Annotated in this window: 19 protein-coding genes and 1 tRNA gene; 6 read left to right on the top strand and 14 right to left on the bottom strand. The window is 52.6% G+C overall.

Going from position 1 to position 24,006, the window contains the following annotated elements; translation table 11 throughout:
• Positions 1-580: 580 nt before the first annotated feature.
• Together GT756_RS23165 and GT756_RS23160 are read left to right on the top strand one after the other, a co-directional pair.
• On the top strand, positions 581-1,147 hold the full coding sequence (locus tag GT756_RS23165) for a LuxR family transcriptional regulator (RefSeq protein WP_004206400.1): 567 nt from the start codon (positions 581-583) through the stop codon (positions 1,145-1,147).
• Positions 1,148-1,392: 245 nt separating this feature from the next.
• Complete coding sequence (locus GT756_RS23160; protein WP_305961458.1) at positions 1,393-1,749, top strand: PerC family transcriptional regulator; 357 nt, start codon at positions 1,393-1,395, stop codon at positions 1,747-1,749.
• Positions 1,750-2,328: 579 nt separating this feature from the next.
• On the opposite strand, the gene GT756_RS23155 is transcribed toward GT756_RS23160, so the two are convergent.
• The 7 genes from GT756_RS23155 to aspA all read right to left on the bottom strand — a co-directional run bounded on the left by GT756_RS23155 (position 2,329) and on the right by aspA (position 10,358).
• Positions 2,329-2,404: transfer RNA gene (locus GT756_RS23155), tRNA-Phe, on the bottom strand.
• Between the two features lie 115 nt (positions 2,405-2,519).
• Positions 2,520-4,607, bottom strand: a complete 2,088-nt coding sequence (locus GT756_RS23150; protein ID WP_094333991.1) for a DUF1176 domain-containing protein — start codon at positions 4,605-4,607, stop codon at positions 2,520-2,522.
• Positions 4,608-4,674: 67 nt separating this feature from the next.
• Positions 4,675-5,265, bottom strand: coding sequence for a transcriptional regulator (locus tag GT756_RS23145; protein ID WP_008807224.1), 591 nt, complete (start codon positions 5,263-5,265; stop codon positions 4,675-4,677).
• 20 nt (positions 5,266-5,285) lie between these two features.
• Positions 5,286-7,082, bottom strand: a complete 1,797-nt coding sequence (locus tag GT756_RS23140) for a protein-disulfide reductase DsbD (RefSeq protein WP_160125094.1) — start codon at positions 7,080-7,082, stop codon at positions 5,286-5,288.
• On the bottom strand, positions 7,058-7,381 hold the full coding sequence (cutA, locus tag GT756_RS23135) for a divalent cation tolerance protein CutA (protein WP_004206404.1): 324 nt from the start codon (positions 7,379-7,381) through the stop codon (positions 7,058-7,060). Before cutA ends, GT756_RS23140 begins: the two co-directional genes overlap by 25 nt.
• A gap of 124 nt (positions 7,382-7,505) precedes the next feature.
• Positions 7,506-8,807 (bottom strand): anaerobic C4-dicarboxylate transporter, encoded by a 1,302-nt coding sequence (locus tag GT756_RS23130; RefSeq protein ID WP_017900073.1) that lies wholly within the window; start codon positions 8,805-8,807, stop codon positions 7,506-7,508.
• A gap of 114 nt (positions 8,808-8,921) precedes the next feature.
• Complete coding sequence (aspA, locus tag GT756_RS23125) at positions 8,922-10,358, bottom strand: aspartate ammonia-lyase (protein ID WP_002885424.1); 1,437 nt, start codon at positions 10,356-10,358, stop codon at positions 8,922-8,924.
• Between the two features lie 337 nt (positions 10,359-10,695).
• Between aspA and GT756_RS23120 the strand changes: the two genes are divergently transcribed.
• Positions 10,696-11,172, top strand: coding sequence for an FxsA family protein (locus GT756_RS23120; protein WP_004206407.1), 477 nt, complete (start codon positions 10,696-10,698; stop codon positions 11,170-11,172).
• 50 nt (positions 11,173-11,222) lie between these two features.
• Here the strand turns inward: GT756_RS23120 and yjeH are convergent, their stop codons facing one another.
• The gene (gene yjeH, locus GT756_RS23115) at positions 11,223-12,473 is read right to left on the bottom strand and encodes an L-methionine/branched-chain amino acid transporter (RefSeq protein ID WP_160125093.1); all 1,251 of its coding nucleotides are present in this window, start codon (positions 12,471-12,473) and stop codon (positions 11,223-11,225) included.
• Between the two features lie 233 nt (positions 12,474-12,706).
• Between yjeH and GT756_RS23110 the strand changes: the two genes are divergently transcribed.
• The 3 genes from GT756_RS23110 (at position 12,707) to GT756_RS23100 (ending at position 15,296) form a co-directional block, all read left to right on the top strand.
• Complete coding sequence (locus tag GT756_RS23110) at positions 12,707-13,000, top strand: co-chaperone GroES (protein ID WP_004152420.1); 294 nt, start codon at positions 12,707-12,709, stop codon at positions 12,998-13,000.
• A gap of 37 nt (positions 13,001-13,037) precedes the next feature.
• On the top strand, positions 13,038-14,684 hold the full coding sequence (gene groL / locus GT756_RS23105; protein WP_002885441.1) for a chaperonin GroEL: 1,647 nt from the start codon (positions 13,038-13,040) through the stop codon (positions 14,682-14,684).
• Between the two features lie 258 nt (positions 14,685-14,942).
• Complete coding sequence (locus GT756_RS23100; RefSeq protein WP_004206410.1) at positions 14,943-15,296, top strand: DUF4156 domain-containing protein; 354 nt, start codon at positions 14,943-14,945, stop codon at positions 15,294-15,296.
• A 54-nt stretch (positions 15,297-15,350) separates the two neighbouring features.
• Here the strand turns inward: GT756_RS23100 and yjeJ are convergent, their stop codons facing one another.
• The 6 genes from yjeJ to GT756_RS23070 all read right to left on the bottom strand — a co-directional run bounded on the left by yjeJ (position 15,351) and on the right by GT756_RS23070 (position 24,003).
• The gene (yjeJ, locus tag GT756_RS23095) at positions 15,351-16,214 is read right to left on the bottom strand and encodes a YjeJ family protein (protein ID WP_044525175.1); all 864 of its coding nucleotides are present in this window, start codon (positions 16,212-16,214) and stop codon (positions 15,351-15,353) included.
• Between the two features lie 14 nt (positions 16,215-16,228).
• The gene (locus GT756_RS23090; RefSeq protein ID WP_043519268.1) at positions 16,229-18,352 is read right to left on the bottom strand and encodes a peptidase domain-containing ABC transporter; all 2,124 of its coding nucleotides are present in this window, start codon (positions 18,350-18,352) and stop codon (positions 16,229-16,231) included.
• A complete protein-coding gene (locus tag GT756_RS23085; protein ID WP_023291696.1) occupies positions 18,345-19,631 on the bottom strand; it encodes an HlyD family secretion protein in 1,287 nt (428 codons plus the stop codon). The genes GT756_RS23090 and GT756_RS23085 overlap by 8 nt, the downstream gene beginning before the upstream one ends.
• A gap of 102 nt (positions 19,632-19,733) precedes the next feature.
• Positions 19,734-20,084 (bottom strand): hypothetical protein, encoded by a 351-nt coding sequence (locus GT756_RS23080; RefSeq protein ID WP_043519271.1) that lies wholly within the window; start codon positions 20,082-20,084, stop codon positions 19,734-19,736.
• Between the two features lie 336 nt (positions 20,085-20,420).
• Entirely contained in the window at positions 20,421-21,437 is a 1,017-nt protein-coding gene (locus GT756_RS23075; RefSeq protein WP_043519272.1) for a fimbrial protein, read from the bottom strand.
• 22 nt (positions 21,438-21,459) lie between these two features.
• The gene (locus GT756_RS23070) at positions 21,460-24,003 is read right to left on the bottom strand and encodes a fimbria/pilus outer membrane usher protein (protein WP_023291699.1); all 2,544 of its coding nucleotides are present in this window, start codon (positions 24,001-24,003) and stop codon (positions 21,460-21,462) included.
• Positions 24,004-24,006 lie beyond the last annotated feature (3 nt).

Below are 24,006 nucleotides of genomic sequence, written 5' to 3'. Positions count from 1 at the left end.
GACGGTGAGTTAAAGGATGAGGATGGTCCCATTTAGCTGACTGGCACTGCGGGTGAATGACTTATTGCAAACTAATAAACCTATCTCCTGTGGATAATTGAATGGATAATTTATACCCGATACCGCGGCGGATAAATATGGTTAAATGACGAGCTGAGTTTTAAGATAAATCTGTAAAAATGGTTTAATTCGAATCGCCATGTTGAAGTCAATGTCTTTAACTTACTGAAATAAATAAAAAATGAAGCTGGCTGGAATTTTGTTTCAAATTTTCCTGGTGGCTTATATTGCTGTGAGGGGAAAGATTTTATATAGATATTTAAGATGATTTCTGACAAAAATTCTTAATAGCAAAAAAAGCATCTTTTCTGTGGGATTTTTTTATTTATAATTAATCCGTTTATTTTCTGTCCGAACCCTGGGAGGTTTTTCACAGCCAGATTCAGATGCCGCGCTAATGATAAATCACAGATCTCGTTATTTTTACCGCCATGCGGAGCGATCCTCAGGGGCAAGGATAATGTCTGGTTGACGAGAATTTGTTGATTAAATGTTAAAGGGACGACTTGTGGCAAATTCAATGATATTAGTTACCCAGGATCACTATCTTTTTCAAGGTGTTAAGAATTTCTTCCCTGATATCATTCAGTTAGATTCTAGCGGAAAAGCGATTTTAGATAATGAGGTTGATGAACTCTCTCTGCTGGTTGATAGCCGTTCGCCGCTTTGTCATTATGATTATCTGGTGATGGAGGCGGCACAATCCAGAAAGCGAATATGCTGTATTGTCCTCGATATGCGCCATCGGGAAGAGCATTTACTCAGCCTGAAATCGTTTTTAAACATGTCATTATCACCCGCCGATATGGCGACCTTATTTGGGCTTTTCCTGGAGATGAAGAGTAATCGGCTGACCAAAGAGTGGTTCGACAATCTGCGCTTAAGTATGACAGAGCAGCTGATGCTGCGTTTTCTTGGGGCGGGGATGACAATGGAGGAGGTGGCGTTGAATCTTAATACTTCGCTAAAAAGCCTTTACCGCAAGCGGACCGCACTTTATGAACGACTGGGGTTAGATAATTTTAATGAAGCCTGCTTATTTATCTTCAAAAATAAACTGCTGGACCAGTCCGGTCGATCGCCATGAGGGCTGGTTGTACAGGAAATGGGTGATATCGCAAGGTATGTAATGATGGAAATGTAATAAATTAAATAGATATTGATAGGTACAACCGTCGATACCGGTCGGTATCCAGGGTGGCGCCCGGCATATAATTCCGGAGCTCTTTGGAAGTAATTACCGCCATGGCGGTTTGCTATGCACAGCGATTATTATAATGAATATATTCCTTGCGCCGCAGAGGAATAGTTTTGTCATAAATTAACTTTACCATGGTATTCCGGCTCACGTGTCGGAATACCATGAGATATCGTGAAAGCATCAGAGGAGCGAGGTGGATGAGAATAAGGGACAGTATTGCGGAGCGGTTAGAAGCCTGCGGGCTCTACCGTCGGGCGGCATCCAGATGGATTGAGGTGATGCAGCGTTGTCTGGACGATGAGGACCGAGAGTGGATCCGTCACCATCGCAATCAGTGTCTGAAAAAGGCGCAACGTCCGCCGGCGCCGAAAGAGGAGTTTGCCGATCTCCACCAGGCGGCTAAAGAGACGCAATATCGCATGGGCATTGCTAAGCCTTATGGCGAAGCGTTCAGACTACCCGGCAAAGGGAAAACCGCCGCCGAATAATACCTTTCTTTATTGCGTTTGCCTGACGGCCTGCGTTTGCGCAGGCGTTTCATTGTCCGTAGGCCCACGCAAGCGCAGCGCCGCCTGGCGATATGCATCAGACGCCGTACCCGCGGTTGTGCCGGATGGCGGCATAAATGCCTTATCCGGCCTACGGATCCTCCCGCAGGCTCAAACAGCGTAGGCCCACGCAAGCGCAGCGCCGCCGGGCGATATGCATCAGACGCCGTACCCGCGGTTGTGCCGGATGGCGGCATAAATGCCTTATCTGGCCTACGGGTCCTCCCGCAGGCTCAAACAGCGTAGGCCCGCGCAAGCGCAGCGCCGCCGGGCAGGGATCATAGAGTGGAGTTCGATGAAAAAGTCCGGATGTAGAAAAGCAAAAACCCGCCTTGTGGGCGGGTTCTTTAAATAGTGGTGCCCGTACTCGGACTAACGCCGCAGGCGTTGAACAGCGCGCGTGTCGCGCTGGCCCCGAAGGGGTGAGCCGCTGTGCGGCGAATAATCGAACGCAGTTCGATGAAGAGTCCGGCTGCAGAAAAGCAAAAACCCAGCCATAGGCTGGGTTCTCTGAATAAGTGGTGCCCGGACTCGGAATCGAACCAAGGACACGGGGATTTTCAATCCCCTGCTCTACCGACTGAGCTATCCGGGCAACGGGGCGCATTAAACCGTAATCCGCCCACCCCGTCAACCAAATTTCTTAAATTACTTGTCGATTGCTTATCTTTGCGGCAATTCCGCGCTCAAAGGCGCATTTTGACTCAATATCACTGCATGCCGTTATCGCCTTGACGGCTTTTCCAGCCGCTGGTGACGGAGATAACGTGACGCAACCCGGAAATCAGGTAATCACCAATCACCTCTTCATCTTCCCGCGGCGAGCTCAGCGTGATTTCCGCATCCACGCCGTGACGATAGGCGCCATGATGGCTGAAAATGGTGCCGATATAACATTTTCCGTTCAGCCACACCGGAATATAGGCCACCGTCTCATAGATATAGTTGACGGCAACGCCGCTGTAGTAGTTGTCCGCCTCGTCGGCGGAGGTGCCGGGCGGAATGGGGCAGATCGGTGCATCGTTGTCGCTGGCGGGCTTATCTTTCAGCAGGTTGCCCTGCATAACCTCCAGCGAGCGCAGCAGATCCGCTTTATCGCCGTCGCTCAGGCTGGGGGTCAGCGGTTGGTCTTTCTCCGGGGAGCGGATGCTGTTCAGCGTATAGCGATAGCGAACCGTCACCGCGGGCGTCTGGCTGGCGGTGCTGAACGGGCGCAGCAGGTAGAGATTATCTTCGCCAAACTGGCCGTTGTACCACAGGGCATACACCTGGCCGTTGATTTTGACCCAGTGGTTCCACTGGTTAGCCCCGCGGCCATTAATGGAAAAGAGGGCGCCGGGCACCCCGGCATCGAAATCGTCGCCATTATCACTGTCGCTACCGTCGACGGCGGCAAAATCATCCTCGCCGCGCCGGAGCACCCCGGTGTAGCTGAAGAGCCCGGTGCCGCCCACGTAGCTGTCGATGATCAGATCGCGTTTGCCGTCGCCGTCGAGGTCGATAAGCGTAAAGCTGACTTTGCCGTTTTCTGAATCTGCGCTAATTGCTGAGCGCAGAAACGCCTGCCACTCGTCATCGCTGATATCCGGGGACGGTTTGCTGGTCGTCACCAGGCTGTCATCGGCGTAAGTGAGGGTGAAGTCGGTAATATGGCCGGTTAACGGAAACTGCTCGGCGACCCGGTTCAGCGCCAGTTCGGGATCGCTTTTTTGCGCCTTCAGCACCGCGTTATACAGCGTTCGCAGGGCCAGGTTATCCGCCTCTTTCTGCTGCTTCGGGATCACCTGGCTGACAAAGGTCGGCAGCATCCAGGTACCGCCCGGGGTGATTTCCCGGCACATACCGGTGCTGTACTTCAGGCTGGGAACGAAGGTCTTACCCTCCCAGACCCGCGTCTCGCCGGTTACGCAGTCGGCCATGCCCCGCTCTTTATGCAGGAAGACCAGCGTGCCGTTGGCGTAGCTGGAGGCCTCGGTAGTGAGCAGCCGCGGTTTGCTCAACTGGGCGTTATCGACCAGCCACAGGGCATAGCCATCGTTATAGGGCGCTCGCCAGCAGAGCGCCTGCGCCAGCGAATGGGTTTTATCCAGCGCGGTGAGGGTAATCTGGCGCTCTGCCGCCGGAATGGCCGGGTTCTGCCAGTCTTCACAGCGCTGATTCAGCAGCGGCGTCAGGGAGGGCAACAGCTTCTGGCGCTGGAGCATGCTTAGCGGTACAGGCTGCGCGTTGTGGATCACCGGTGCGGCGATGATTTCCGGGGCGGGGGCGGCGGGCAAAATGGCGTCGTCGCCCGCATCGCCTTTATCCAGCAGCGCATCGGCGGTGCCGGTTCGTCGCTGAAACGCATCCATTTTACGCAGCACTTCGCGGCTGCCAGCGCTGGAAAGCGGCAGGTGCTGGCCGTTAAGGGCGAATTCGATTTTACGCTGGTTCGCCAGGGCCTGCAGCACGGCGGATGTCTGATCGCTGTCCAGACGGAAGTGGCTGTCATCCACGGCATCCAGCGAGCCGAGGTCCCGGTCGTCGATCAGCAGGCTGGCGGTGGAGTCGGCGGGGATATCGTGTTCGATCTGCGCGAAGGTGACCATGGCGGTGGGATGCTGTTCGCTGCCCGCGTTGCGGGTCAACAGCACGCTAACCTCGCCCATGCGAACGCCGTAACCCGCCGCCCGGCAGGTGCCGGTGTTATCGCAGGCGAGCTCCCAGTCTTTTTGCGCAAAGGAAAAACCTTGCAGGGGAGCCGCCAGCAGGGGCGTGGAGCACAGCCCCAGCCAGACAGCCCAGAAGAACGCGCGCATATCAATCCCTGTCAGCAATCAGTGAGGGGGAAATTATAGGCGCGACGTGGCGGTTAGGATATCAGAATCAGGTTAATGCCCCGCCCATACGGCACTGGGCGAAGCGCAGAATATCTTCTGCCAGCCGCCGCGCCGTATCGACATCCGTCTGGCTACGCTTGATCAGCAGACGGCTCAGGCAGCCCTCGACGATCAGCTCCATCTGTTTAGCGACCATTTCCGGGTCATCCACCTCCAGCTGAGTCAGCAGCTCATGAGTATAGGCCAGCGAAGCCTGCTTCTGCTGTTCCGCCAGCTGGTGAATGGGGTGCTGGGGATCGGGATAGAAGGTGCAGGCGGCGATAAACAGACAGCCGGGGTAGCGGTGGTTACTAACGCAGGTGGTGAGCGCGGCATAGCGTGCCAGCAGCTTTTGCTCTGCGCTTAAGGTGTCGTCCAGCAGCAGCTGACGGCGCCAGGCATCCACCTGTTGGCTCAGATAGCGAAGCGCGTCATACAGCAGCGCTTCACGATCGGGCCAGAAGCGTTTCAGATCGCTCGTCGGACAGGACACGCGCTCAGCGACCATCTCCAGCGACGTGTTGGCGATACCTTCAATTTCAAGAATTTTAATGGCTTCTGCCAGGACGTCTTCACGCAGCACGGTGTTCTCCTCCATCTTTCCTCCTAAAGTGTCGCTCACGCTTGCCAATCGCGCAAATGGGCGCTGAATGCCGCAGCATCCATAAAGCCGGTGACTCGCCGGTCGGGCTGTTCCTGACCCTGCGCGTTGAAGAACAGGATCGTCGGCAGACCGAGCACCTGCAGGCGCTTCAGCAGCGCGGCGTCTTGCGGACTGTTCTTCGTCACATCAACCTGTAATAACACGACGCCTTTCAGCGCCTGCTGCACGTCAGGTGAGCTAAAGGTGTATTTTTCAAACTCTTTGCAGGCCACGCACCAGTCGGCGTAGAGATCGAGCATCACCGGCTGACCTTTTGCCTGCGCCAGCGCCCGGTCAAGCTCGGCCACCGAGCTGACGCGGGTGAAGGCCAGGTGCGCCTGCTGCTCGAGCGCCGGGGCGCCAAACGCCCAGTCCTGCAGGGGACGGGCGCTGACCAGCGCGGCGGCAAGAAGAATGATTTGCACCAGCCGCATCCACGGCCGGGTGGCGCCCAGCGAGGTGATAAACGCCCAGCTGAAGAAGGCGATACCGAGCATTGACCACAGACGTAATCCCCACTGGTCGCCGAGTATGCGCTCCAGCAGGAAAACGGGCAGAGCCAGGATCACGAACCCGAAGGCGGTCTTCACATGGCCCATCCATGGCCCGCTCTTCGGCAGCAGACGGTTGCCAAACACGGTGACGAGGATCAACGGCAGGCCCATGCCCAGCGCGTAGAGGTACAACGTGCCGCCGCCCAGCCACAGATTACCGCTCTGGGCGATATATAACAGGATGGCGCTCAGCGGCGCGGTGGTGCAGGGGGAGCAGATCAGCCCGGCAATAGTGCCCATCGCAAAGACTCCGCCGGGCGATCCGCCCTGGCGTTTATTGCTGAGCAGCGCCAGCCGCGTCTGCAGCGAGGAGGGCAGCTGCAGCGTAAACAGGCCGAACATGGAGAGGGCCAACAGTATAAACACCGCCGACAGACCCACCAGCACATACGGGTGCTGCAGGGCCGCCTGGAACTGCAGCCCGGCGGCGGCCACCACCAGCCCCAGCGCGGTGTAGGTTAAGGCCATCCCCTGGACATAAATAAAGGCCAGCAGCAGGGCGCGCGCGGTGGAAAGCCGCTGTTTGCCGCCCAGCACGATGCCGGAAATCAGCGGGTACATCGGCAGCACGCAGGGGGTGAAGGCGATACCAATGCCTATCAGCAGCGCCCACAGGGCGGTGAAAGGCAGGCGGGCGGGGGCGTCAGCTGGCGGCGCAGAGGCAGGCGCAGGTGAAGTGGCGATCTCCGGGGACGGACGCGGCTCAACCGGCAGCGGCGGGTTGAACACCGGACGACTGCTCGTCGGCGGCGCAGGGTCAATGGTGGACGCCTGGCCATCTGCCGAAGCCGCCAGCACGGCGCTCAGCGGGATCACTTTGGTCTCCGGCGGATAACAGAATCCGGCATCGGCGCAGCCCTGCCAGGTGACGGTGAGAGTGGCGTCTTTGTCCGCCTGCTTCACCGTGACCGGAACGGTCAGGCGCTGGCGAAAGATCTCGCTTTTGCCGTAAAACTCATCCTCGTGCCACTCGCCCGCCGGCAGTGCCGGTTCGTCGAGAGTCGCCCCGGCGGCGCGGAAGGTAAACTGTTGACGATAAAGATAATAACCATCCTTGATTTGCCAGCTCAGGTTGAGGTCATGCTGTTGCTGCTGAAAGTCAAAGGCGAAGGCCTGGTCAGCAGGCACGAAGTTCGAGCGCCCCGGTGCGTCGAATAACCCGGCGGTGGCTGACGCGCTGCACAGCAGCAGGATCAGCGTAATGATGCGGTAAGCCATGAGAGGTAATCGTTGTCTCCATACGTGACGGGCAGAACCAGCAGTTCAGGGGTTTGATACGGGTGGTGAGACTTCAGGCAGTCCAGCAGCGCCTGCTGATGGGCAAGATCGGTTTTGAGCAGCATCTGAACTTCATACTCCTGCTCCAGCTTCCCTTCCCAGTAATAGAGCGAGGTGGCCCCCGGCAGGAGCGTGGCGCAGGCGGCCAGCTTTTCCGCCAGCGCTTTCGCCGCCAGATCCTGGGCGGTTGCTTCATCCGGCGCGGTACAGAGCACAACAACAGCATCAGGCGTAGTCATCATGAACCTCGTATCAGCGAAAAGAGGCACTATAGCATGCAAGATGCGGGGATATTAGCGTCACGAGCGGGGAATGGGAGGGAAACGGGCAGCGGGCCCGTGCGGGGCCCGCTGCCGACGGCATTTACAGCATAATCCCGCCGAAGATGAAACCCAGGATCACGCACAGGGTGATAGCGATAACGCCGGGGATCAGGAAGGCGTGGTTAAAGACATATTTACCAATGCGGGTTGAGCCGGTGTCGTCCATCTCCACCGCCGCCAGCAGGGTCGGGTAGGTGGGCAGGACGAACAGCGCCGAGACCGCGGCAAAGGAGGCAATCGCCGTCAGCGGGCTGACGCCCAGCAGCAGCGCGGCGGGCATCAGCGCTTTGGTGGTGGCCGCCTGCGAGTAGAGCAGCGTGGCGGCGAAGAACAGCACCACCGCCAGCAGCCACGGGTAGTTTTGCAGCAAGTCGCCGGCCACGGCCTGGATGTCGCTGATATGCGCTTTAACGAAGGTATCCCCCAGCCAGGCGACGCCGAGCACGCAGACGCAAGCGCTCATCCCGGACTTAAAGGTACTGGCATTGAGCACTTCGCCGGTGTCGATTTTGCAGGTGATGCTGATCAGGGTGGCGATGGTCAGCATAAACACCACGATCGCCTCGTTACGCGGTAGTACAGGGTTTTTGATCAGGCCGACGGTATCGCTGATGGCCGTAGCGTAGAACATCACCGCCACGATGCCGATCAGAAACAGCAGAACGGAACGTTTGGCGTGCGGCTTCAGTTCAAATACCTGGCTGCCGCGTAGACTGACTTCACCCTTGGCCAGCCGCTCCTGGTAAACAGGATCGTCTTTCAGCTCGCAGCCGAGGAAGTTGCAGACGATAGCGGTGAGCATTACCGCCAGCAGGGTGACCGGAATACAGATGGCCAACAGCATCAGGTAGCTAACGCCCAGCGGCTCCAGGATCCCGGCAAAGAACACCACCGCGGCGGAGATAGGCGAAGCGGTGATCGCTATCTGGGAGGCCACCACCGCAATCGACAGCGGACGGGACGGACGGATGCCTTGCTCTTTGGCCACTTCGGTGATCACCGGCAGCGTGGAGAAGGCGGTATGGCCAGTGCCGGCGAGCACGGTCATAAACCAGGTCACCAGCGGGGCAAGGAAGGTAATATATTTCGGGTGGCGACGCAGCATCCGTTCGGCGAGGCTGACGAGGTAATCCATCCCGCCTGCGACCTGCATGGCGGCGATAGCGGCAATCACCGCCATAATGATTTCAATAACGTCGAAGGGGATCGCACCCGGTTTAATTTGAAAAATAAGCGTCAGGACAAGGACGCCAAGGCCACCGGCAAAGCCGATACCGATGCCGCCGAGCCGGGCGCCGAGATAAATCGCCAGCAGGACAATAACCAGTTCTGCACCAAACATATATGCCTTCCTTGTTTTTTAACAAGTTGATATTGGATTGTTGTATTTTAGTAAAACTAAAAAGCAAAAAGGCATGTCATCGCTGACATGCCTTTGAATGACTATCCGGAAAGATTACTGTTCGCTTTCATCGGTATAACGCTTCGCTTTATAAGCAGGATGCATCAGGTTTTGCGCGGAGAAAATGTCATCCAGCTCCGCCGCCGTCAGCAGCCCACGCTCCAGCACCACTTCCCGCACGCTCTTCCCGGTTTCGGCGCAGATCTTGCCGACGATATCGCCATTGTGGTGGCCGATAAACGGGTTGAGGTAAGTAACGATACCGATGGAGTTATAGACGTAACCTTCGCACACCGCTTTGTTGGCGGTAATGCCGTTGACGCATTTCTCCAGCAGGTTGTAGCAGGCGTTGGTCAGAATATGGATAGATTCGAACATCGCCTGGCCGATCACTGGCTCCATTACGTTCAGCTGCAGCTGCCCGGCTTCGGAGGCCATGGTTACTGTGGTGTCGTTGCCGATCACTTTAAAGCAGACCTGGTTGACCACCTCCGGCACCACAGGGTTAACCTTCGCCGGCATAATAGAAGAACCAGCCTGCAGCTCAGGCAGGTTGATTTCGTTGAGGCCCGCGCGCGGTCCGGAAGAGAGCAGGCGCAGGTCGTTACAGATCTTGGACAGTTTCACCGCCAGGCGTTTCAGCGAGCTGTGGACCATGACGTACGCCCCGCAGTCCGAGGTGGCTTCAATCAAGTCTTCCGCCGGAACGACCGGGAGGTTGCTCACTTCCGCCAGCTTCTGTACCGCCAGCTGTTGATAACCGTCCGGGGTGTTGAGACGTGTGCCGATGGCGGTTGCGCCAAGGTTCACCTCCAGCAGCAGCTCCGCGGTGCGCAGAATGCTTTTGGTCTCTTCATTGAGCAGCACATTGAAGGCATGGAACTCCTGGCCGAGGGTCATCGGCACCGCGTCCTGCAGCTGAGTGCGGCCCATCTTGAGGATGTCCTGGAATTCTACGGCTTTCGCCTGGAAACCTTCGCCCAGTTGCTTAATCGCATCGATTAGTTTGAGGATGGAGGCATACACCGCGATGCGGAACCCGGTCGGGTAGGCATCGTTGGTGGACTGACATTTGTTAACGTGATCGTTTGGGTTCAGATACTGGTATTCACCTTTCTGGTGACCCATCAGCTCGAGGCCGATGTTCGCCAGGACTTCGTTGGTGTTCATGTTTACGGAAGTGCCGGCCCCGCCCTGGAAGACATCGACCGGGAACTGGTCCATGCATTTGCCGTTATTCAGGACTTCGTCACAGGCGGCGATAATCGCATTTGCCGCGCTTTTGGGAATGGTCTGCAGCTCCTTGTTTGCCAGCGCCGCGGCTTTCTTCACCATTACCATGCCGCGCACGAATTCTGGTATGTCGCTGATTTTGCTGTTGCTAATGTAGAAGTTTTCAATCGCTCGCAGAGTATGAACGCCGTAGTAAGCGTCCGCGGGAACTTCCCTGGTGCCCAACAGATCTTCTTCGATACGAATGTTGTTTAACATGTGAACCTTCTTTTCAAGCTGCCAATGAATTCACCAAATACACAGAATATCCAGTATTCAGTATATTTTCTGGCCGACGATTATTTCCTTAACCGGCCCGGTGCCCAAGATCATATGCTGATGATAGCGAATATCAGTAAGCTTGATCACTTATTACATCGCGGGTGTGAGAAGATTTATTAATCTGTGAAATGGGTCACCGCTTTCCTATTCCTGGAAAAAATAAGCATTTCCGCTGATTGAAAAGCCGCTCAGCATCCCCAACTTAGTGGGATGCAATCAGCAAATTGATAACTACGGGGGCCGAACTCGGTGCCTGTCGATGAAGGAGACGCCGGTGCGCTGGATTCCGTTTATTGCCTTTTTTCTTTACGTGTACATTGAGATATCGATCTTTATCCAGGTCGCGCACGTGCTGGGCGTCTTTATGACGCTGATCCTGGTGATCTTTAGCTCGGTGGTGGGGATGTCGCTGGTGCGTAACCAGGGCTTCAAAAACTTCCTGCTGATGCAGCAGAAGATGGCCGCGGGCGAGAGCCCGGCGGCGGAGATGATCAAAAGCGTCTCGCTCATTATCGCTGGCCTGCTGCTGTTGATCCCGGGGTTCTTTACCGATTTCCTCGGCCTGCTGCTGCTTTTGCCCCCGGTGCAGAAGCACCTGACGATGAAGCTGATGCCGCATTTGCGCTTCAGCCGGATGCCGGGCGGCGGCTTCAGCGCCGGGACTGGCGGTGGAGAGACCTTCGAAGGGGAATTCCAGCGCAAGGACGAACAGCGCGACCGTCTGGACCATAAGGACGATCGCCGCGATTAACTTTTATCGGCCCGGTCAGCAGACGCGACCGGGCCGCTTTCTTATTGCGCCTATACGCTGCCTGTCGCCAGCTTGCGTCTCGGTAAAAACAACCACAGCGCCGCCAGCATCACCAGCGCGTACAAACTCTTCCAGCCGACCATCGCCAGCAGCAGCAGACAGAGAATGCTGCCCACCGCCGCCAGCAGCCGATAGCGCCCGCGCAGCAAACGACAGCCCGCCAGCATGCACAGCAGATAGATCATGATGAAAATGCCGTTGGCATAGACGATCAGCGCGTCCAGATTGATATCGAGAAAATAGATACACAAGGTGCTGACCACGCAGGAGCCCAGCACGGCGTTGAGGGCGTTGCGCGGGATCTGCCGCGGCGACAGCCTCGCGAGGTAGCTCTGCGGCTTATGCTGCGTCTGCGACCAGACCAGGCGGGCGAAGCTCTGAATATAGATGTTAAGGCTGGCGAAACAGGCGAGATAGCCGATGACGCAGGCCACCCACAGCGCTTCGACGCCGAACAGGCGGACCACGATATTCGGTAAAGACGCGGCCGCCGCCATCTCCTCGCCAAACGCGTGGAAGTGCAACACCAGCACGGTACAGGCCCAGTAGACCGAGCCGGCAAGCAGCAGGCCTATCATCAGCGCGCGGGGAAAATCGCGCTCGGGATGTTTAAATTCCGAGGCGAGATGGGCAAAGGCTTCCAGCCCGACAAAGCACCAGAACATCACCGACAGCGCGGAGAAGAGCTGGCCGCGGTCGATCGCCGCCGGGGCGGGGAAGGGGATTTGCGCCGGGCTTATTCCGCCGCGCCACCAGACGGCGACGATCAGCGCGACAATCAGCACGGCAACCAGGGTCTGCAGGTTGGCGCTGGAGCTGGCGCCGCGTGAACCGACCCACCAGACGATGGCCAGGGTACCTAGCTCCGCCAGCAACAGCTGCGCATCATGCCAGCCGAACAGCGCCTGGCCGAAGCCAGTGGCGATGTGCAGCGCGGCGGGGAGCCCGACCGGGATAACCGATAAAAATAACCAGCCGGTGACGCTAGCCAGACGTGGGCCAAAGGCCATATCGACAAAGTGGGCCACGCCGCCCGCGCTGGGGAAATGGCGGCCCAGCAGGGCGAAGACGATGGCAATCGGAAAAACAAGGAGGATGAGCAACGGCCATGCCCACAGGCTGTTATCGCCAGCGACCAGCGCCGCAAGCGCCGGGACGGCGAAAACGCCAGTGCCCAGCAGTGAGGTGGAAAGCAACCCGACTCCCTGTCCCAGCCCTAACTCCTGTTTTAAACCACTCATGATTCCATCCTGCGCCAGTAAAAAGAAAGAGAGTATCACAATCGCTTTTCCTTATGACCGGTTGCCCGGTGACGCCGCTTTTTGCGTGCCAGCGCAAAGGTAAAAATTTTTTTTTAATTTTGCCCTTGAAGCCGGAAATGGCCATCCCCATCTCTCTCTGCACTAGCCGGTAAACCGCGTTCGGCCCGGCGTCACCCATAACTGATAATGACTTTCTCGAAGGAGAGCTATCAATGAGTATTCGTCCGTTACATGATCGTGTGATCGTCAAACGTAAAGAAGTTGAAACCAAATCTGCGGGCGGCATCGTTCTGACCGGTTCTGCAGCAGCTAAGTCAACGCGTGGCGAAATCATCGCTGTCGGTAAAGGCCGCATCCTGGAAAACGGGACCGTGCAGCCGCTGGACGTTAAAGTTGGTGACATCGTGATTTTCAACGATGGCTACGGCGTGAAGACTGAAAAGATCGACAACGAAGAAGTACTGATCATGTCCGAAAGCGACATCCTGGCAATTGTTGAAGCTTAATTCGCACGACCCTGAACGAATTTGAGGAATATAAGAAATGGCAGCAAAAGACGTAAAATTCGGTAACGACGCTCGTGTAAAAATGCTGCGCGGCGTAAACGTACTGGCAGATGCAGTTAAAGTGACCCTGGGCCCGAAAGGCCGTAACGTGGTTCTGGACAAATCCTTCGGCGCGCCGACCATCACCAAAGATGGCGTTTCCGTTGCTCGTGAAATCGAACTGGAAGACAAGTTTGAAAACATGGGCGCGCAGATGGTGAAAGAAGTTGCCTCTAAAGCGAACGACGCGGCAGGCGACGGTACCACCACCGCAACCGTGCTGGCGCAGGCCATTGTGAACGAAGGCCTGAAAGCGGTTGCTGCAGGCATGAACCCGATGGATCTGAAACGCGGTATCGATAAAGCGGTTCTGGCTGCAGTAGAAGAGCTGAAAGCGCTGTCTGTTCCGTGCTCTGACTCCAAAGCTATCGCTCAGGTAGGTACCATCTCCGCTAACTCTGACGAAACCGTCGGTAAACTGATCGCGGAAGCGATGGACAAAGTCGGTAAAGAAGGCGTGATCACCGTTGAAGACGGTACCGGTCTGGAAGACGAATTGGACGTGGTTGAAGGTATGCAGTTCGACCGTGGCTACCTGTCCCCGTACTTCATCAACAAGCCGGACACCGGCGCCGTTGAGCTGGAAAGCCCGTTCATCCTGTTGGCTGACAAAAAAATCTCCAACATCCGCGAAATGCTGCCGGTTCTGGAAGCTGTAGCGAAAGCGGGCAAACCGCTGGTTATCATCGCTGAAGACGTTGAAGGCGAAGCGCTGGCGACCCTGGTGGTTAACACCATGCGCGGCATCGTTAAAGTGGCTGCGGTGAAAGCGCCGGGCTTCGGCGACCGTCGTAAAGCCATGCTGCAGGATATCGCTACTCTGACCGGAGGTACCGTTATCTCTGAAGAGATCGGTATGGAGCTGGAAAAAGCAACTCTGGAAGACCTGGGCCAGGCGAAACGCGTGGTTATCAATAAAGACACCACCACCATCATCGATGGCGTTGGCGAAGAGTCCGCAATCCAGGGCCGTGTTGCTCAGATCCGTAAGCAGATCGAAGAAGCAACCTCCGACTATGACCGTGAAAAACTGCAGGAACGTGTCGCTAAACTGGCTGGCGGCGTGGCAGTAATCAAAGTCGGTGCAGCTACCGAAGTTGAAATGAAAGAGAAAAAAGCACGCGTCGACGACGCCCTGCACGCAACCCGTGCTGCGGTTGAAGAAGGCGTGGTGGCTGGCGGCGGCGTAGCGCTGGTTCGCGTTGCTGCGAAACTCGCTGGCCTGACCGGTCAGAACGAAGATCAGAACGTCGGTATCAAAGTTGCGCTGCGCGCAATGGAAGCGCCGCTGCGTCAGATCGTGTCCAACGCCGGTGAAGAGCCGTCTGTTGTCGCGAACAACGTGAAAGCAGGCGACGGTAACTACGGTTACAACGCGGCAACTGAAGAATACGGCAACATGATCGACTTCGGTATCCTGGACCCAACCAAAGTCACCCGTTCTGCACTGCAGTACGCGGCTTCCGTGGCTGGCCTGATGATCACCACCGAGTGCATGGTGACCGACCTGCCGAAAGGCGACGCGCCTGATTTAGGTGCTGCTGGCGGCATGGGCGGCATGGGCGGTATGGGCGGCATGATGTAATCGTGCGCTATACAGCATAAAAAAGCAGAAACCCCTGGCCAGCAATGGCTGGGGGTTTTTCTTTTGGTGCGCTTTTTAGTATAAGGCTTATACATAAAATCATTTAAGCTGTATCAGAGCGGCAAGCACCTTCGTATCGGAAGCGACTGACAAGCGCGACCGGGTAAGGAATGAAAGCGGCTCATGCCGACGCAGTTTGAAGGATGACAGGTTTACATCCGGGCCAGTGCGTCCAGCTCATCGATCATGGGGAATAACATGCAGGTAAAATATTTAGCAGGGATTGCCGGCGCAGCCTTACTGTTAGCAGGTTGCAGTTCCAGCAATGAATTAACCTCTGCCGGCCAGAATGTGCGTTTTGTACAGGAGAAGCCGGGCGCAGAGTGTCAGCTGTTAGGGACCGCGACGGGTAAACAGAGTAACTGGCTCTCCGGCCAGAATGGCGATGAGGGTGGCTCCATGCGCGGTGCGGCTAACGCCCTGCGTAACCAGGCGGCAGCCATGGGCGGCAACGTGATTTATGGCGTCAGCAGCCCGACGCAAAATCTGTTGTCGAGCTTTGTGCCCACCGACAGCGAGATGAACGGCCAGGTATATAAGTGCCCGAACTGATGCGCGATGCCTCTCTCTGCGAGCGTAGAGAGAGGCGTGACCGGTAGAAGAGGGTCAGGCGTTAAGCTCCGCTTTCTTCTCCAGATAGAAGGCATGCAGGGGACGCAGACACTCTTCCAGGCTGAGCATTCTTCCTGGCTGGGAAGGAATAATGGTACTGAAGATTTGGCATGGCGCCAGCGCCGTGTGCATCGCCTTAAGCTTGGGGCTTTTCTCAATAAGGCGTACTACCACGCTGTTTTCCATTTCAGATAAATGTGGCGCACTGGTTTTTACCACCGCTCCGGAGACAATTTTCTTGCCTTCGTCCGTCTCGCAGCAATAGAGCACGCCCAGATAATGGGAAAACAGGTTTAGCTTCCATTCTTCCTGGGGATACTGCTGGTAATCAATATTCGGCTGAGTAGTTAAGTCGACGCTGTAGCACATTAAAAAATCCATATTTGAACTTAAATACTGGATAAGTTCCTGATCGCCGACTGTTTTTAATGCCTGTTGAATACCGATTATCAGGGCTTCAACCTGTCGGTCATCAATAGTTAACGTCTTAATTTGCTCATCCTGAAATACCAGGATCAGCGTTGACTGCGTTTCGCCAGGTTTAAGCGTAATAGACATTATACGCCGCTCAGGAGAAGGCTGTTGTATTTCAGCCATTTCTACCGTGGGGATATGGGTTACGAGTGTTTCGTTATAAGCGATAATCTCATCTTTGTAAGCCTCGCCTTTATTTTCAAGTCGCTGAAAAATTAAGGCCATTCTACTTTGCAATATCAGAAGCAGGTCGGATAATACGGGTGCCTGAAGATAGAAAATCTCACAGGTATCATTCGCTTTCTTGACCTTAAGTAACAGCGCCAGGAAACGCTCTTCAAAAGTAATTCCTGCAGTATTAAAACCAATAAATGTTCCTTGCATAATCTTCTCCTTTATTAAGCGGTAGCCATCGACTTCGATTGTGAGAGGTCAATAACGCGATCGGCTGATGCAATGGTTGATGGCCGGTGCGCGACAATAATTCGGGTGATACTTAACGCTGAAATCGACTGATTGATGACCGACTCATTTCTGAGATCCAGGTGACTAGTTGCCTCATCCATAAACAGAATACTCGGTTTACGGTACAAAGCACGAGCGATCAGGATACGCTGCTTTTGACCGCCGGAAATGCCCAGCCCCAGTTCGCCGACAATGGTTTCGTATCCCATCGCCATCTTCATGATTTCATCATGGATGTTGCAATGTTTGGCACATTCCATTACGAATTCCAAATCGGGGTTATCATCAAAACCACTGATATTATCGATAAGTGAACCTGAAAAGAGACGATCCTCCTGAAGTACGCAGGCGATACCGAGACGATAGTTATTTAAACCAATTTTTTGAATCTCCAGATTATCCGCCAGTATTTCGCCGGAGTCAGGTGAAAGCAAACCGCACATGACTTTCAACAGCGTGGTTTTGCCAACGCCAGATGGGCCAATTAGCGCGACAGACTCGCCTGGGGCAACCGTTATATTCAGATTGGTAAAAATGGGTTGTGAAAAAGGATCGTATTGATAACTCAGGTTCCTGACTTCAAGTTTCACGCCGGTGTTTGCTGTAAACACACGTCGGGATGGAAGTTCTTTTTCCGGTTCGCTAAAGGCGATTTCAGATAGACGTTCATTATGAAGCGAGAGCATACGAAGCTGCATCACCAAATCAATGAGATTCGATGCACGTTGAGAAAACTGGCCTCGATAAGCATTAAATGCCATAAACATACCGAGCGTCATCTCATTATCAATTACCATAATGGCACCCAACCACAGTACCACCACCTGATCGATAGAGGTGATAAAGGTATTAATCCCACCAAACATCATATCAAAGCGAGTTTGCTTAATACCTGCGTTACTGGCATCAACGTTAAGATTCAGCCAATGCTGCGAGCGACGTTCTTTTAAATTTAATGCTTTGATCGTGGAAATGCCATAAAGTGATTCCATAAAGTGAGAGTTAGCACGCGCCCCTTTAACGACCTGCTCTTCCGTTACGCGCCGATAAAAACTATAGGTAGCGAAGCGCATAATCGCATAGCAGGCGGTAAAGCCAATGACGACCCAGACTAACCAGCCGCCATATAATGTCAGCATGACTAACAAACCGATCGTCATTATCGAATCGATGATGCCAGTGACGATACTGTTGGTAAAAATTGAACGAATGGTATCCAGAGACGAGAAACGAGACTGGATATCACCTAAGTGTCTTTTCTCGAAAAAAGATAATGGCAAACTTGCCAAGTGATCGAATAGCGTTGTTTTCCATTGAATGTTTGTCAATGTATTCAACGTTAACGACGTCCATGCTCGGAGCATGCTAATAAACGTGCGGAATAGCGTAAAAAATATTAAACCAATACAAATAACAGAGAGTAAACTTTCATCGTGCGCCATAATGACATGGTCAGTTACTAACTGTGTACCAATAGGCAACAGGAGGCCAATCGCTTCTACCACAACAGAGAAAGCAAAGATCTTAATCAGCGCCGATTTTAAACCAACAATTTTATGCATTAAATCCAGGAGTCGTAAACGGGATTTCGCCTCCTCTTGTTGGAAGTTATGATCAGGCCAGAGTTCAAGCGCAACGCCGGTAAAATTATTTGACATCTCACTGATGCCAATGATTCGTTTACCCAGCGCGGGATCGTGAATCACAAATCCGTTTTTCTTTACTTTTGTAAGGACTACATAGTGGTTCATTCCCCAGTGGATGATGCAGGGAAGCTTAAGCTGTTTTATTTCATCGAGGTCGAGCGCTAGCGCACGGTTTTTTAAACCAGCCTGCTCGGCTGTTTTGCTTAGAGACAGCAGTGAGGAGCCCTGTGAGGGGCTACCGAATCGTTGACGAAAATTAAATAAATCGATATTTAACCCATAATAACCACAGACCATCGCCAGACAGGCAACTCCACATTCCGATGATTCTGACTGTAGAATAACAGGCGTTTTGTTAACCAGAGAAAAATTTAGTTTTGCAACAATGGTTTTGAACAATTCGTTAGTCATGGATTGGCCCAGTAATGCTTTGAGTTATCTTATACACAGGGGTAAACATCCACATATAAAGTGGGCGCTCTTCGAGAAATACAACGGCTTGAGCCTTCAGTCCATTCGAAAGCGAAAGCGTTTTACCATTGTAATTAAAGGTTTTGTTTTCAATTTTGACAATGGTTTTATAGAGTGCCAGTTCCTGCTGGTTCGTTCCATTATTAACATTAGTGTATTCAGACAGTTCCTGTCGGGATGTCGGGACCGAAGATATTGAAAGTATTTTCCCCGGGAATTGCCCAAATTTATCTGATGGGAAAGCATCATAGCGGATGTTAATGACATCACCCGGTTTGACGTAAGGTATGCTATTATTAGGTAACCATAAAATAAGATAATATTCTATATCACCAGTGGGTTTGATTTGCGCTAAACTGCTGCCTTTGTCGACCATTTGTCCTTTTGTTACAGCCAGCGATTCAATGCGTCCTTCTGTGGTTGCTTTAATAATGACATTACCATTGGCATTTGATTCAACCAACTGGTTTTTGTAATCATTAATCTGGTTTTCCTGAGATGATATTTGGTTGTCAAAATCTGCCGTTTTTGTGATTTTATCGCTATTTAACTGGGTTACCTGGGATTCCAGTTGCATTTTCTGACTGACCAAAGACTGATAGGTACTCTGTTGTTGAAAGTATAATGAATGCTGATAGTTATACTGATCTTTGGTGATAAGGCCATCACGAAGATATTTATCGTAACTGGAAAGATTATCATGCATTTTCTTTAAACCAGTCTGCGCATTAACCAGCATGCGGTTAGTTTCTTTTAACGAATCATTGATGGTTTTTAGCTGTTTATCTAAAGATAAGCGAGTTTCTTCTTTATTATGAGAAAGTTTGGTGATGATATCTTCAGCGTTCGCAATCTTTTCATTAATGACTTCTATTTGCGCCGTACTGACGTTGCCTGTTGTTGTATTTCGGGAGATGTCAATTTCATATAAAGACTGTCCTTTGGCGACAAGGTCACCGACTTTTGCATATTGGGAAATAACAAACCCTTGCTGTGGCGCATAAACATTGACAGAATGAGGTAAAGTAATAACTTCCCCACGAACATCAATGCGTTGGGTAAAGGTACAAAATATTGTGGTGGTTATTAGAATGGCTAAAAAGGCAAAAGAAAGTAATGCAATAAGCCATGCTGGAAGCCCTGCTAGCAGCAAAGCCTTTCCTTTCCAGTGATGCTTTTTGTATTCGATCGCTTCCTTGCGATAGATTTTTCTTAACATAATTATCACTTACATAATGAAATGAAAAGGCCCGATATTTCAGGCCCTATTTACTTAGTAAAGAATGTCAACAAAACGTTGAGCAAACAGCTGAGGCGTAAATTAATTGCTCCAGAAGTTTAATGTGCCATCATAAACGGCATCCATTACACCTGTTGCATAATGCAGCGTCATATCCCAGCCAACGATACCCGCAGCAATACCAAAGCAGACGCCACCGAGAATAACCCCGGCAATCATTCCTACACCCTGGCCAATCGAGCCGATACCAAAGATACCGCCGCTTACGCCGCCCCAACGTCCAGCGTAACCTGTACCAAAAATCGCCCCCAGAGAGGCGCCCAGAGCGATGGCGCCTACTTCTTTAGCAGCCCAGGTCATAATATCGGTAAGAGTATCAGTCAGCGCGCCGCCAGAAATCTCTTCCATTTCAAATACAGTTAATTGATGCATGATTAGTCCTTTAACTAAAATTAAAATTATATGTTCATTCCAGACCGGAAGTTGGTCCGCAGAGAAGATAGTCGTTGCTGTAGTATGAATCAACTCAACTTAATGTGAATTGTTGATGAAATTTCAGATTCATTCTGAATCTAATCTAATCTAATTATTTTATAGATTCATAAAGCAATATTAATTTTAGCAAGTTAAATTAAGCTATTATTATGGACGTGACTCAAATTGTAGTGCATTACTTTCATCCGTATATATCATAATGCTTTTGATTATGTATGGAAAAATAAAAAAGGTGGATATCATTATCCACCTTTTATGAGATTATGGTTCTCTTTATTCTTCCTGAACTACTACCTCAAGTATCGCTTTTACATGCCCGGCCGAGACTTCAGCGCTGTTGTCGCTCATTCGGTAATAATCGGCGGTAAAGTTAATTTTTTGCGATGCTTGAGCGCTGGCAATACTGTAGGTCTCTGCGTCATAAAATATAACGGGACTATTGTCTTTTTTGAAGATAATGCCAACGTTGCTTGCTGCTCCGCCTCCTGTTAGCAGATTATCGATGATGCCATTCCCCGCAGGACTGGTGCCACTAACTGGGTTAAACCAATAGTAAAGTTTATTACCAATTGAACCCGCTGGGCATGAAACGTCCATTGTGATAGTTTTCTGTGATGGGGTTGTGCCACCCCGAGGGATTGACATTAATGTATTTTTTTCAATTGTATTTAAGGTGATTTGGCTCGGTCCAGACACAGAAATATCACAGGAGGTCGCCTTATAAGAAATACTCTTGAACTTCAGAGACGCAGTCATTAACAGACGATCTGACGCCCTGGGGTTGGTGCTTAAGTTACCCGCTGAGAATTTAAATACCGGATTGGTACTGACGCCGGATGTATCAATGACAGGTTTTGTTTTTATTAACCATACTGTCATAAATCTGTAGTCATCATTCGACTTTAAAATTGGCACAATCGTAGATTGTGCCACTGCGGGTTTAATTGAACCATGCTTGCTGTCCAGAATATCTGAAAACTGAAAACCAATACCATCAATCCCCGTTTCATAGACCGGTTTTCCCATTATACCCGTGACACCAGAGACCTCGGGTGCGGATGAGGTAATGATATACTGATCACCCATTATCTTGCTGCATTCAAAGGTTTTATAGTGTCCGGTACCAACTTTTTTGGTATACAAAACTGTACCAACGGGTATTGTTGGATCCGTTGCGATTTTAGGACTTAAGTTAAATACTGCTTGCCCATCGGAACCATCATAATCGCATTTGGCAGCTGCTTCACAACAACATAATAATATAGATAGAAAAATCAGTGTTTTTCTCATTCTTTATTGTCCTTGGTCAATATTAGCGACAAATTGTTTCGATTTGACTGATGCCAGCCGCTTTGCCTTCCCTGGCCGGTAAAGTAAAGGAAGCATTGCACTGCTGCGCCGCGCTTTTGCCCCATTGCACGTTAAGTATTCCGGTTTGCTGCAGGCCGGACATATAGACCATCCCGGCGTCGCTGACGATGCCTGGCTGTGCCTGGCTGCTCCCGGCGAGTAACACCATCGCACCATAAGGTACGTCCTGGCCGCTGGCCGTTTTCAGATGGACAAATGCGCGCTGGCCGATATTACCGGCATAATTGGCCCGCACGATGGCGCCGCGTGTCGGAACGACGCTCTGCGTGGTTTCCGGAAGCTCCATATCTTCGCCAAGCGAAGTACTATCGAGGGTGATATCGGTGCGACGATAAGGCGTGACATAAGGTACGATGGCGTAACCACGATAGTCGGTGGTGATGGTGTTATCGTTGGCCAGCTTGACGTTATCCAAACCTGGGGCCTTAACCAGTACGGCGGCATCGGTGATGTCCTGACCAAGCGTGACCCCATCGGCATGAGCGACAATGCTGCCGTTGGCGCCATAGTCTATACGCTCGCTACCGCGATCGTAGCTGTAACCGGCATTGACGCTGCCGCGAGCACCGTTATAGGTTGCGCGCATATCGCCGCTGTAGTATTCCCGGTTGCTGTATCCTTGCTGCAGGCTCCACTCCAGGCTGTCGTTATCCAGCGCGTTACCACCGATGGAGACCGACTGATCGGTAGACCCCGGATTACTGTTGGTTAACTGATAACTGGTATAGGTGCCCGGTAGCCAGTTGCTCAGCGGCAGCGTGACGGTCAGCGAGATACGCTGATCGTCCTGGGCGTCTTTCCCGGAGTTATTCCCGCTCCAGGTATAGCGGTTATAGCTGTACCCGAGGTAATAGTTTACATTGCGGAAGCCACCGTTGTACCCCACGCTGATCGACTTGTTGGTGCGCTTATCGTCCCAGTAATCTTCAATCAATCCACTGATAGACAGACTGCCGAGGCCTTTACCCAGGCTTTGATTCAGCGTCAGATTGGTGCGGTTGCGCAGCGAGCGAGGAGTATACTTGCCATCATTAGAATAGCTATCTAACACTTCAGAGAGGGTATTAAATCCGCGGGTGGAATAGCGGTAGCCAGCGATAGTCACGTTTGTACCGGTTTCGATAATATTTTTCCCGTAACGGACACGCCATGACTGCCCAGAGGTCTTTTCGTCGTCTTTCATTTTTGACCAGGCCTGGGTGACGTCTGCCGAGGCGGCGCCAAGCTCGCCGAGGTTATAGCCGAGGCCTGTTGACAGGGCCTGATAGCGCGATGCGGCCTGCACCCCGCCATAAAGCGTCAGGCTGCTTGAGACACCGTAGGTCGCGGTAGCTTGCGTAAAGGGCGTTTCATCGACCCCGCCGTCGTAAGGACGATATTTACCAGACGTAATTTCATATTCCAGCTGATCTTCACGGACCATCACCGGCAGCGTAGCGAACGGTACGACGAACTCCTGCTTAGAACCGTCGGACTCTTCCACGGTGACGTAAAGGTCGCCGCTACCGCCGCTCGGGTACATATCGGTGATTTCAAACGCGCCAGGCGCCACGTAGGTCTGGTATACCTGGTAGCCGTTTTGTTTAATGAAGACACGGGCGTTGGTTTTGGCGATACCACGGATAATCGGCGCATAGCCGCGCATACTTTCCGGCAACATTGATGTATCGGTGGCCAGTTGAATACCGGTAAACGGTACACTGTCAAAGATGCCTGAGAGTGACGAGCTCTCACCCATCACCAGGTTACTGTTGATGGGACGAATGCTGCGCTGCATGTAGAGATAGGCTGAGTCCCAATCACCCGCATCGCCGTTGTTTTTATTCCAGGTGCTGAGGTTACGGATACGCCATGGGCCAACGTTGAGGCCAGACTGCAGGTTCAGGCTGTAGTATTCGTCATTGGCCTGCATGTCGTTTGAGCCGCTGAACTGATAGTTCACCAGCAGGGCGTTGATGCCGTCATCAAACTGATCCGGTGGAATATATCCCTGCGCGGTGGTAGATAGTGCCGCCTGCGGAATGGATATATTCAAGCGCTGGACGGTAAAGTCGAAATCCGCTTTGGTATCCGGGATGACTGAAAGATTGGCGCAGCCGTTTTTATCCTCGACCAGTTCGGGAAAGGCTTTAACCCGTACGCCATACTCTGCCAATGTTTTCAGGCTCAAACAGGGCACCAGGGCGGGCTCTCGATTATTCCCAGTGGCACGGCTATTCGCAACAAACTTCATTGTCCTGGTATCCAGATAGCGACCATTAAACATGATATCTACCCGATAATCCCCTGGCGCCTGTGCGTTCTGCGTCTGGAAAATAGATAAGTCGGGAGTGGTTGATGGATCGCTACCATTCAATGAGCTAATGAATGAGGGATCGAAAAAGTCACGTGCTTGCGCTTTATTATTCAAACCAGAAAGCAATGCCGGAAGCATTGCGAGGAAGACCGCGGATAGTTTGAATAATCCATTATTCTTATTTGGCATAGA

This window comes from Klebsiella sp. Q2, assembly GCF_009900705.1.
GTDB classification, from domain to species: Bacteria; Pseudomonadota; Gammaproteobacteria; order Enterobacterales; family Enterobacteriaceae; genus Klebsiella; species Klebsiella quasipneumoniae.
This window is presented reverse-complemented; position numbering and strand designations above follow the sequence as displayed.

Excerpts from the sequence above, each read along its gene's own strand:
- groL (WP_002885441.1), top strand. The coding sequence starts at position 13,038 with ATGGCAGCAAAAGACGTAAAATTCGGTAACGACGCTCGTGTAAAAATG.
- yjeH (WP_160125093.1), bottom strand. The coding sequence starts at position 12,473 with ATGAGTGGTTTAAAACAGGAGTTAGGGCTGGGACAGGGAGTCGGGTTG.
- GT756_RS23070 (WP_023291699.1), bottom strand. The coding sequence starts at position 24,003 with ATGCCAAATAAGAATAATGGATTATTCAAACTATCCGCGGTCTTCCTC.
- GT756_RS23080 (WP_043519271.1), bottom strand. The coding sequence starts at position 20,084 with ATGCATCAATTAACTGTATTTGAAATGGAAGAGATTTCTGGCGGCGCG.
- GT756_RS23075 (WP_043519272.1), bottom strand. The coding sequence starts at position 21,437 with ATGAGAAAAACACTGATTTTTCTATCTATATTATTATGTTGTTGTGAA.
- GT756_RS23090 (WP_043519268.1), bottom strand. The coding sequence starts at position 18,352 with ATGACTAACGAATTGTTCAAAACCATTGTTGCAAAACTAAATTTTTCT.
- aspA (WP_002885424.1), bottom strand. The coding sequence starts at position 10,358 with ATGTTAAACAACATTCGTATCGAAGAAGATCTGTTGGGCACCAGGGAA.
- GT756_RS23140 (WP_160125094.1), bottom strand. The coding sequence starts at position 7,082 with ATGGCTTACCGCATCATTACGCTGATCCTGCTGCTGTGCAGCGCGTCA.
- GT756_RS23165 (WP_004206400.1), top strand. The coding sequence starts at position 581 with ATGATATTAGTTACCCAGGATCACTATCTTTTTCAAGGTGTTAAGAAT.
- GT756_RS23110 (WP_004152420.1), top strand. The coding sequence starts at position 12,707 with ATGAGTATTCGTCCGTTACATGATCGTGTGATCGTCAAACGTAAAGAA.
- GT756_RS23100 (WP_004206410.1), top strand. The coding sequence starts at position 14,943 with ATGCAGGTAAAATATTTAGCAGGGATTGCCGGCGCAGCCTTACTGTTA.
- GT756_RS23145 (WP_008807224.1), bottom strand. The coding sequence starts at position 5,265 with ATGGAGGAGAACACCGTGCTGCGTGAAGACGTCCTGGCAGAAGCCATT.
- GT756_RS23150 (WP_094333991.1), bottom strand. The coding sequence starts at position 4,607 with ATGCGCGCGTTCTTCTGGGCTGTCTGGCTGGGGCTGTGCTCCACGCCC.
- yjeJ (WP_044525175.1), bottom strand. The coding sequence starts at position 16,214 with ATGCAAGGAACATTTATTGGTTTTAATACTGCAGGAATTACTTTTGAA.
- GT756_RS23085 (WP_023291696.1), bottom strand. The coding sequence starts at position 19,631 with ATGTTAAGAAAAATCTATCGCAAGGAAGCGATCGAATACAAAAAGCAT.
- GT756_RS23130 (WP_017900073.1), bottom strand. The coding sequence starts at position 8,807 with ATGTTTGGTGCAGAACTGGTTATTGTCCTGCTGGCGATTTATCTCGGC.
- cutA (WP_004206404.1), bottom strand. The coding sequence starts at position 7,381 with ATGACTACGCCTGATGCTGTTGTTGTGCTCTGTACCGCGCCGGATGAA.
- GT756_RS23160 (WP_305961458.1), top strand. The coding sequence starts at position 1,393 with ATGGTATTCCGGCTCACGTGTCGGAATACCATGAGATATCGTGAAAGC.